This window comes from Ruminococcus sp. FC2018 (assembly GCF_000621805.1).
Classification (GTDB): Bacteria; Bacillota; Clostridia; order Oscillospirales; family Ruminococcaceae; genus Hominimerdicola.
On the sequence record NZ_JHXH01000017.1, the window covers coordinates 38,725 to 48,926 of the forward strand.

7 protein-coding genes are annotated in these 10,202 nt (G+C 41.0%); 2 read left to right on the forward strand and 5 right to left on the reverse strand.

Features of this window, described 5'->3' with window-relative positions:
- Positions 1 to 67 precede the first annotated feature (67 nt).
- From tilS to T494_RS0110565, 5 genes are read right to left on the reverse strand one after another with little or no spacing between them, the layout of a single operon-like run.
- Positions 68 to 1,363 carry a tRNA lysidine(34) synthetase TilS gene (gene tilS, locus T494_RS0110545; protein WP_197021152.1) on the reverse strand — a complete coding sequence of 432 codons (1,296 nt, stop codon included), beginning with the start codon at positions 1,361 to 1,363 and terminating at the stop codon, positions 68 to 70.
- Between the two features lie 43 nt (positions 1,364 to 1,406).
- Entirely contained in the window at positions 1,407 to 2,777 is a 1,371-nt protein-coding gene (dnaB, locus tag T494_RS0110550; RefSeq protein ID WP_051540366.1) for a replicative DNA helicase, read from the reverse strand.
- Between the two features lie 3 nt (positions 2,778 to 2,780).
- Positions 2,781 to 3,227, reverse strand: a complete 447-nt coding sequence (rplI, locus tag T494_RS0110555; protein WP_028506270.1) for a 50S ribosomal protein L9 — start codon at positions 3,225 to 3,227, stop codon at positions 2,781 to 2,783.
- Positions 3,228 to 3,243: 16 nt separating this feature from the next.
- Positions 3,244 to 5,217 carry a DHH family phosphoesterase gene (locus T494_RS0110560; RefSeq protein WP_028506271.1) on the reverse strand — a complete coding sequence of 658 codons (1,974 nt, stop codon included), beginning with the start codon at positions 5,215 to 5,217 and terminating at the stop codon, positions 3,244 to 3,246.
- 36 nt (positions 5,218 to 5,253) lie between these two features.
- On the reverse strand, positions 5,254 to 7,092 hold the full coding sequence (locus tag T494_RS0110565; RefSeq protein WP_081777292.1) for a ribonuclease J: 1,839 nt from the start codon (positions 7,090 to 7,092) through the stop codon (positions 5,254 to 5,256).
- A gap of 382 nt (positions 7,093 to 7,474) precedes the next feature.
- Between T494_RS0110565 and T494_RS0110570 the strand changes: the two genes are divergently transcribed.
- Together T494_RS0110570 and T494_RS13700 are read left to right on the forward strand one after the other, a co-directional pair.
- Complete coding sequence (locus T494_RS0110570; RefSeq protein WP_037344675.1) at positions 7,475 to 9,847, forward strand: UvrD-helicase domain-containing protein; 2,373 nt, start codon at positions 7,475 to 7,477, stop codon at positions 9,845 to 9,847.
- 185 nt (positions 9,848 to 10,032) lie between these two features.
- Positions 10,033 to 10,202: transposase (locus tag T494_RS13700; protein WP_197021153.1), on the forward strand; the 170-nt coding region annotated here is incomplete at its 3' end.

Genomic DNA, 10,202 nt, shown 5'->3' on the forward strand with positions numbered 1-10,202 from the left:
CTATTTATTTGTATTATTAAGCATATCAGATCTCAACAAAAAGTATTATAAAACACCTATGTGATAGTTATATGATATCTTTAATGCTAAAAACAACCACTTTTTTTGTATTATCCGTGATCTTTACACGATCTGCTGCACCGCTTTTTTCAACAAACACTGCACCCTCATCATCATACATAACCACTGCACTGCTTCTCGTTGAAATATCAAATGATGAATTAAGAAGCTTACGCACAGATGAGGTGAAATCCCTGTTTACCAACTTTATACTGTCGCCGGGCTGCCTTGTACGGATAACAAGGCCGCCTTTAATTTTATCATAATCCATACAACAATTTGTGAATTTTTTATGAAAATTTGCGATATCAACATCAACATTGCTTATATCTAATAGTTCAAAATGTATTGTTCTGTTAAAATAACTATATTCTCCCATAGAGGTGATCTCCACGGTCAAATCATTTTCAGGCAAGCTTTTGCCCATTTGATCCAGCATCATCCAGCCTTTGCTGCATAATACGTAGTAGTCTCCGGAAATATTGAATTTTCCATTGTTCTGTGCTGTACGGACAATAAAGGATATGTTATCTCTTGATATTTTAAACCCATTATCCTCCAGCCAACGGACAGCGACTCTGTCCCTTACAGGCGGGGCAAGCTTTAAAAAACCATCTATTTTTATCCTGTTGTTTATACACATTATAGAATAAGCATTTTCAGCGGTTTGGGAAAGATAATCCTCATCTGCCCTTAAAAATCCGATGGTATTCTCATAGCTTTTAAAAAGCGACGGGTTTATACTTTCCAGAACCGGGATAACATTGTGTCTTATCTTATTTCTTGTATACTCGTCTGAAAGATTGGTTGAGTCAACAACAAACTCTTGTCCTTTTGAGGACAAATACTCTGTGATCTCCTCCCGTGAGCAGTTGATAAGCGGTCTTACAATATTATCTCTTACAGGCGGGATAGAGCACAGTCCTTTCAATCCCGTTCCTCTTGCAAGATTGAATATAGTAGTTTCAAGACAGTCAGACAATGTATGCGCTGTACATATCTTATCGGCTTTTACAGACCTGAAAACTTCGTATCTAAGCTTTCTTGCACCTTCCTCTATGGATAGAGAGTGCTGTTTACAAAAGCTCTTTACATCAATGCGCTGTGTAAACAGTTCAATGCTATACTCAGCACAAAGATCTTCACAGAAACGTTGGTCACGTTCGCTTTCGTCTCCCCGAAGCTGATGATTGACATGACAAGCGCACACGCAATATCCAAGATCTTTCAAGCAGAAAAGGAGTGAAACGCTGTCTGCACCGCCCGAAAGGCAAACCAGCAAGCGTTCACTCTTTTCAAACATTCTGTATTCACTTATAGTGTTTTTTACTTTTTGCAGAAAACTATCATTCATCTTTAACAAACCTGTTTATAGAAGTGAAAAGGGTATATTCTCCCCTCCAGCCAAGCTCTACTGTTTTCAATTCACCGTGACGGTTCTTGGCAACTATGCACTCTGCTGTTGTCTGGTCATCGCTGTTAGTATCATAATAAGCATTACGATACAAAAACAGAACAATATCCGCATCCTGCTCAATAGAACCTGACTCTCTCAGATCCGAGAGCATAGGACGCTTGTCCTCTTTTCTCTTTTCAGAATCTCTTGAAAGCTGTGAAAGAGCAATAACAGGCACGTTAAGCTCCTTAGCCATAAGCTTAAGCTGACGAGTTATCTCGGAAACTTCGGTAACACGGCTGTTATGTTTATTAGGAGAGGACATGAGCTGAATATAGTCGATAACAACCAGACCAAGGTTATGCCGCCTTCTCAGCTTTGCCTTCATCTGCGGTACAGTCACGCCTGCACCGTCGTCGATATATATAGGAAGCCTGGAAATAACATCTGCCGCAACGGCAAGACGATCCCAGTCATCACGTCCGATGTTTCCGTTTCTTAAACTTGTATTATTAACAAGAGCTTCAGAAGCAAGTATTCTGGAGGCAAGCTGCTCCTTTCCCATTTCAAGTGAGAAAATTACAACATCTCGATTTGTCTTCTTACAACAGTTAACTGCCATATTCAGAGCAAATGCAGATTTACCCATACCCGGTCTTGCAGCAAGGACTATAAGGTCCGTCTTGTTAAGACCTGTAGTAACGGCATCAAGATCAGCAAAGCCTGAGCTTGCACCGAGTTTCTCCGAGGCATCATTGCCTGTTATATCCTGCAAATGACCGATAGCACCTACAACTACTTCACTTATGTGCGACAATCCCTCAAAATTCTTGCCCTGACGAATGTTATAAATCTTCTGTTCCACATCATCAAGGAGGTTATCAGCAGATACTGAATTTTCGCTTGCTGTTTTGATCGCATATTCCGACACATCCACAAGCCTGCGGACAAGTGCCTTTTCATTTATGATTTCACAATGTCTGTCAATATTAGCAATACTTGAAACATTCTGAACAAGACCCATAAGATAGGTCCTTGCCATTTGTGAATCGTTAAAAACTCCGGCTTTTACAGACTCATCTATAATAGTTACAATATCATCAGCCTTGCCAACGGAATACAGCCTCATTATTATTGAAAAAAGAGCCTGATGCTGCGGTCTGTAAAAACAATCCGGGCTTTTGATAAGCTCAGCAACCGTATCTATACACTTAGGGTCATAAAGCATTCCGCCCAGAACAGCACCTTCGGCTTCCTGGGAAAACTGCGCTCCCGCCCCAATGATATCAGATGTCTGATAATCCTTTAATTCTGTTGCCATTTCTTATTCCTCAACAACTTTTATCTTGATATTACATGAAACACTATGTGAAAGCTTTATTGCAGCGGAAAAATCGCCATATGACTTGATATCTGAAGAAAGAGCTATCTTTTTCTTTTCCACATCAACGCCATACTGCTTTTTGATCTCATCGCTGACAGTTGAAGCGGTAACGGCTCCGAAAAGCTTTCCGCCCTGTCCTGCTTTAGCTTTGATAACAACATCTTTATCCTTGATCTTTTCAACAAGTGCCTTATTATCGGCGATCTCAACATCTATTTTATGCTGCTCGGAAGATTTTTTTCCCTGCAGATCGTTAAGATTCTTCTGCGTTGCTTCAAGAGCAAATCCCTTACCTATCAGATAATTTCTTGCATATCCGTCAGCAACATTAAGAACATCGCCTTTTTTTCCCGAACCCTTAACATCTTTTATAAGAATTACTTTCATACAGTATTCACCTTTCTTATCCGTTATTTTTAATATATTCGTCTATTGCCTTCTTCAGATTGACCATGGCGGTCTGAAGGTCGGTTTTAAGCTGGCAGGCAGCCATAGTGTGATGTCCGCCGCCGCCAAGAGATTCCATTATGACCTGAACGTTGATAGCACCCATGCTTCTTGCAGAAATATTAACAACAGAATTTGACTCGTAAACCACAAACGATGCGAGAACATCAGTTATACCAAGCATATCGTCTGCTGCCTGAGAAGCAGCAATACGGATATTTGCAAAATTTTCTTTTGTATAGGCTATGGCGCAGTTACGGTAAACCTCAGCGGAATTTATAAGCATAGACTTTTGCTGGTATGTTTCCATAGAGTTTGCAAATAGCTTTTTGACCGTTACAGTATCAGCACCCAGACGCTTCAGATAAGCAGCTGCCTCAAAAGTACCCGAGCCGGTCCTCATAACAAAGTTCTTGGTGTCAAGCATAATACCTGAGAGCAGTGCTTCGGCAGCAGGAACAGAGATCTTGCTTTTATCTCCAAAGTACTCAATAAGATCTGTAACAAGCTCACAAGCTGATGATGCACCCGGCTCAAGATAAGTCATCAATGTCGGTTCAATACCGTTGACCATTCTTCTGTGGTGGTCAATAACGATTATCTCCTTAGCCCTCTGAAGGATATCCGCAGACTCCACAAGATTAGGATTATGTGTATCCACAACTATAAGCAGGGTGTTGAAGTCAAGCATTTCCAGACCCTGCTGAGGAGTTATGTAATAATTGGTCATATTGTTGTCCGTAATATGCTCAATAAGCGGTTTTGAAAGGTTATTTACCGGGTCAACGACAACATACGCTTCCTTGACGAGAGGCTTGATCGCACAGCAAAGTCCTGTTGCAGCACCTACCGCATCAAGATCAGCAAAACGATGTCCCATGATAAGGACCTTTTCAAACGAAGTGATCCTTTCATACATGGCTTTTGCTACCATTCTGACCTTTACTTTATTGTTTTTATCGCTTGAATTTGAAACACCGCCGAAGAACTTGAACTCCCCGTCTTCATGCACAGCAGCCTGGTCACCGCCTCGACCCTGACACAGCTCCAGCGCCTGCTTAGCCTGTCTCTCGCTTACAGCAAGGTTTTCTCCGGTTCTTCCCACACCTATGGAAAGTGTAACATTGTTTCTGCCGTCTACAGTTATTTTCCTTGCCTGCTCGAGGATCTTAAATCTTGCCTCGATTATAGGCGCAAGGTGACGCTCCTCCATGTAGATGTAAAATCTGTCAGAGGCGGTCTTTTTAGTAACTGCAGTTGTATTTTCAACAAAGTTTTCAATTAACTTCTCTATCTCAACAACGATATGTGCCTTTTCGCTTTCTCTGATATTAGCCATAACGTCGTCAAGATTATCAATGCTAACGATTATAACAGCCTTATGTGACTGCCTTGTTTCATATTTAAGCTCGATATAGTCGGATATATCGTTAAAGAAGATGAGCGACAGTGAGCCTTTTGCCTGTTCATTATGAACCGCTTTTGCCTCGTAAAACCTCTTTGAAAGACAAACCAGATCTCCGTTGGGAGTAAATACCTTTTGCATATCGATATTACCGATATCAGTCATCTTCCAGCCATAGGCTTCTTCAGTTGCAAGGATATCCATGGCAAAGCGTCTGTTATACCACAAAATCGTCGCCTTTGAATCAATAATAACAGCCGGAGCCGGAAAGTTCATAAGAGAATTCTTTTCGGTTTTTGATATTGCCGTGGCAAGCTTAGCGATGCTCTTTCTTGTATGATTCTGAAAAACGATACCTTCAAAAATCAGCAGAAGAACAGATATAACGCATAGCGTCAGCAATACCTTTCCGCTTGTAGCATAGTCAGGCGATCTGTTCAGCAAATATGCGGAAATAAGTCCCGAAAGCGCAACAACAGCTATTGTAAGTCTTATCAACGCATTCAGTCCGTTTGACCTTTTCACTTCTCAACATCTCCTTGCTATTGTCCTGTCAGAATTTCACAGTTCCATAATTATAGGCAGGATCATAGGTGTCCTCTTTGTTTTTTCAAATATATAATTGGAAAGATTATCCTTCATCTTTGTTTTTATAGAGTTCCAATCTTTCAGATTTCTGTCAAGGCAGTCCTGCAAAGTCTCGGAAAGGAGTTTTTTTGCCTCTCCCAGCAATTCTTCGCTTTCTCTTACATAGACAAAACCTCTTGAAACAACATCAGGACCTGAAAGGATCATTCCGGTATCTCTGTCGATAGTTGCAACTGCAACGATCAAGCCATCCTCGGCAAGGTGCTTTCTGTCACGAAGGACAACAGAGCCTACGTCACCGACTCCCAATCCGTCAACAAAAACTCTGCCTGCGGGAACTGTACCGGTGACTTTAATATCAACATTATCGGTCTCAATAACAAATCCGTTGTCACCAAGAATAATATTGCTTTCCGGTATTCCAACAGCCATAGCTGTTGCCTTATGCTGGTAAAGGTGCTTATACTCTCCATGCACAGGAATAAAGAATTTCGGCTTTGTTATAGATAGGATAAGCTTTTGTTCCTCCTGGCAAGCGTGTCCGGAAACGTGTACCTCATAAATGTTCTCGTAAACAACATGAGCACCAAGTTTCATAAGCTCATTTATTACCCTTGTTACCAGCTTTTCATTGCCCGGGATCGGATTTGCAGAAATGATAATGAAGTCATTTGGTGTAATAGACACCTGTCTATGCTCGTTATTAGCCATTCTGGTAAGAGCAGACATAGGTTCGCCCTGGCTTCCTGTGGTTACAATTACCATTTTGTCGGCAGGATATCTGGAAACCATCTCAATGTCAACCAGCACTCCGTCAGGAACTTTCAGATAACCAAGTTCAATACCTACACTTATTACTTTGACCATGCTTCTGCCCGAAACTGCTACTTTTCTGCCTGTGGATACTGCATTGTTGATTATTTGCTGTATCCTATGGATATTCGAAGCAAATGTAGCGATTATAAGGCGTTTCCCTTCTGCCTGAACAAAGAGTTTTTCAAAGCTCTCGCCCACTTTTCTCTCACTCATTGTGAAACCGGGTCTGTCGGCATTGGTCGAATCGGACATAAGCGCAAGAACGCCCTTGCTTCCAAGCTCGGCAAACCGCTGAAGATCTATTATTCCTCCCTCAATAGGGGTGTAATCTACCTTAAAATCTCCCGTGTGTATAAGTATGCCGGCAGGTGTATGGATAGCCATACCAACTGCATCAGGAATAGAGTGGTTGACTCTTATAAATTCAACAGCCATACAACCAAGCTTGACGGTCTGTCCCGGGGTAACAACATTCAGCTTTGAGCCGGCAAGAATACCATGTTCCTCAAGCTTACCCTCTACAAGCCCCAGCGTCAGTCTTGTACCATATACAGGAACATTAAATTTTCTGAGAAAATATGGAAGTCCTCCGATATGATCCTCGTGACCGTGAGTGAGGACAACACCTCTGAGCTTATCAATATTCTTCTCTACATACGAATAATCCGGAAGAACAATATCAACGCCAAGAAGCTCGCTGTCTGGGAATGCCATTCCGCAGTCGATAATGAACATATCATTTGAGCACTCAATGACTGTGCAGTTCTTTCCTATCTCGTTAAGTCCACCAAGAGGAATGATCTTTACCGGTGTTTTGCGTGAAGGCTCCTTGGGCTTTCTGAGAACTGTTCGTTTCGAGGAAGAACGGGTCGTTTTTGATGCGGAACTTTTCGTATTCTGTCTTCTTTTAGGCTCTGCTTTAGATTCGCCAGCCGGTCTGTTGTTTTTATTATTGCGTTTTAAAACGGGCTTTTTTACTTTATCTGTTTTATTCATGTAATACGTTTAGCTTATTAAAGCGTATATTAACTCCTTTCAATGATTATTTATAATACAGCAGCAAAAACAATTTCTCTGCGCAAAAGCGCATTATCATAAACGTTATGTAGAACAAGAAAATGTTATGTCAGCCTTAATGTGCGCACAAATATCTAAATTTCATTATACCTCAATACAATTATAATGTCAAGCAAATACAGCATACGTAGAAAGAAAATGTAAAAACAAATGACAAATGCGGATCGGCTGTATACAATAAATGATTGACTATCAAAGATTTTTTAAACATATAGGGATTTTTATTGCGTTACCCCCTTTTCAAATCTGCATTTATATGTTATAATTAAGTGATACACATTGTGAAAGGAGTTGAAGCTATATGCCAAAAGACTTTGTTCAGTTGAAAATAAAAGCTCTTGAAAAATTCTTTTCAAATATCAATCCACAGCAGAAGAAAGCTGTATTTAAAATAAAAGGACCTCTGCTTATTCTTGCAGGTGCAGGAAGCGGTAAAACTACTGTTCTTATTAACAGGATAGCTAACATGATCTATTTTGGAGAAGCTTATACCTGTGCGGAGGGATACGCAAACGCCACAGATGAAGAGTGCAGATTCCTTGAGGATTATATCAGCGGCAAAACCGAAGATACAGCCAGGCTTTCTGAGATAATTGGATACAACAACATAAATCCGTGGAATATTCTTGCTATCACTTTTACAAACAAAGCTGCCAACGAGCTTAAAGACAGGATCTCTTCTATGCTGGGCAAAGCCGGTGAAGGCGTAGCTGCTGCAACTTTTCACTCTGCCTGCGTAAGGATCCTAAGACGTGAATGTGAAGCACTTGGATATACAAGCAATTTTACAATATATGATACCGACGACTCCCAGAGGACAATTAAAACCATTTTGAAGGATCTGGATATATCTGATAAGATGTTCCCTCCCAAGGTCATTTTTTCGGAAATATCAAGACAAAAGGATTCGATGGTCGATTGCGAGCAGTATGAGCAGATGTCAAGCACGGATTACAGGCTTTTAACTGTCTCAAAGGTCTATACCGAATATCAGAGAAGGCTTAAGCTTGCAAATGCCATGGACTTTGACGATATAATTTTTAACACAGTCAGATTGTTTAAAGAGTTTCCCGATGTACTTGATCATTATCAGAACCTGTATAAGTACATTATGGTGGATGAGTATCAGGACACCAACACCGCACAGTTCTTGCTTATCAAACTTCTTGCTGCAAAATTCAACAATATTTGTGTTGTTGGCGACGACGACCAGAGCATATACAAATTCAGAGGGGCTACTATCGAAAATATACTCGGATTTGAAGAACAGTTTAACTGCGACCCGGAAAAAGACGTTATAAGGCTTGAACAGAACTACAGATCCACCCAGAATATCCTTACGTGTGCAAACACCCTGATCCAGAATAACAGCTCACGTAAAGGAAAACAGCTTTGGACAGATGCCGGTGACGGCGAAAAAGTTATAGTTTATAAAGCAGCAGACGAAAAGGGAGAGGCTAAGTATATCGCCGAGAAAATACTTGAATGTATTGAAAAAGGCGGCAAATACAATGACAACGCTGTTCTCTACAGAATGAACTCCCAGTCAAACAGCATTGAACGTGCGCTTGTACAAAGCGGTATCCCTTACAAAATATTCGGCGGTCTTAAATTCTATGACAGAAAAGAAATAAAAGATGTTCTGGCATATTTGCAGGTCATAAACAACCCACATGATATGCTCAGACTGAAAAGGATCATAAATGAACCTAAGCGTGGGATCGGCGATGCTACAGTTGCTCTTTTGGAACAGATCTCATCTGATTTGGGAGAAAGCCCCATCGCCGTTATGAAAAACGCTGAGGAGCTTGCACCTATTGCAAAAAGGGCGAAACAGCTTACAAGTCTTTCGGATATGTTTACTCAGCTGACCGAATTTTCCCAGGAAAATACACTCGAAGACCTCCTTGATGAGCTTCTTGATGTAAGCGGATACAGCGATTACCTGCAAATGCAGGGTGATGAAGGCATTGGCAGACTTGAAAATATTGCCGAACTCAAATCCACAATGATACAATACGAAGAGGAAGAGGAAGAACCTTCCCTGTCGGGATTCCTGGAGCAGATCTCGTTGTTCACGGACATTGATAACCTGGATCAGGATCAGGATTATGTTGCTCTTATGACTATGCACGCAGCAAAGGGTCTGGAGTTTAACAACGTATTTGTAACAGGAATGGAGGAAAACATATTCCCATCTTCAAGAAGCATGGACAGCGAAGCGGATATCGAAGAGGAACGGCGTCTTGCTTATGTTGCAATTACCAGGGCAAGGAAACAGCTTATACTCACACGTGCGTGTGAAAGAATGCTGTACGGTCATACTGACAGAAACAGAAAATCCCGCTTTATAAAAGAACTTCCGCCTGATTATATTGAAAAACAGGAACAGGAAGGCATTTCAGTGATTTCTTCGTCATCTGCGGGAGAAATGAATGCTGTTCGCAGCATGAGCCTTAAACAGCAGCTCAATCTTAAACGATCCGAGCGAAACTCCCAAAGCGTTACAGAACAAACCTTCAGTGTAGGCGACAGAATAAAGCATAAGATATTTGGCGAAGGAACTGTTCTAAGCGCAACTCCCATGGGCAATGACACACTTCTTGAAATTGCATTTGACTCAAAAGGTACAAAGAAAATAATGGCAAATTACGCAAAAGTAATAAAGCTGTAAAAATGAAGAGCACCCGTAAGGGTGCTTTTTATTATCCTGATAAAAAAACCACCTGCTATGCAGGTGGAATGTATAAACTTTAGTAAGAGCATAATCTGTCCCGCACAATAGACAAAAACGCCTCCTTGATATACAATGTAATAGGCTACCAACCGTATTACAAAAAACCAAGGAGGGATCACCAGATGGATAATAAATCTAATGATACGTATAGTTTAGCACATACGAGCTGGAAATGTCAATATCACATAGTATTTGCGCCAAAGTACAGACGAAAAGCTATCTACGGAAAGCTAAAACGAGATATTGGAGCAATACTGAGAGAGTTGTGCGAAAGAAAGCATGTGAGTATAAT

Coding starts and splice junctions, on each gene's coding strand:
- rplI (WP_028506270.1), bottom strand. CDS start 3,227: ATGAAAGTAATTCTTATAAAAGATGTTAAGGGTTCGGGAAAAAAAGGC.
- tilS (WP_197021152.1), bottom strand. CDS start 1,363: ATGTTTGAAAAGAGTGAACGCTTGCTGGTTTGCCTTTCGGGCGGTGCA.
- T494_RS0110570 (WP_037344675.1), top strand. CDS start 7,475: ATGCCAAAAGACTTTGTTCAGTTGAAAATAAAAGCTCTTGAAAAATTC.
- dnaB (WP_051540366.1), bottom strand. CDS start 2,777: ATGGCAACAGAATTAAAGGATTATCAGACATCTGATATCATTGGGGCG.
- T494_RS0110565 (WP_081777292.1), bottom strand. CDS start 7,092: ATGAATAAAACAGATAAAGTAAAAAAGCCCGTTTTAAAACGCAATAAT.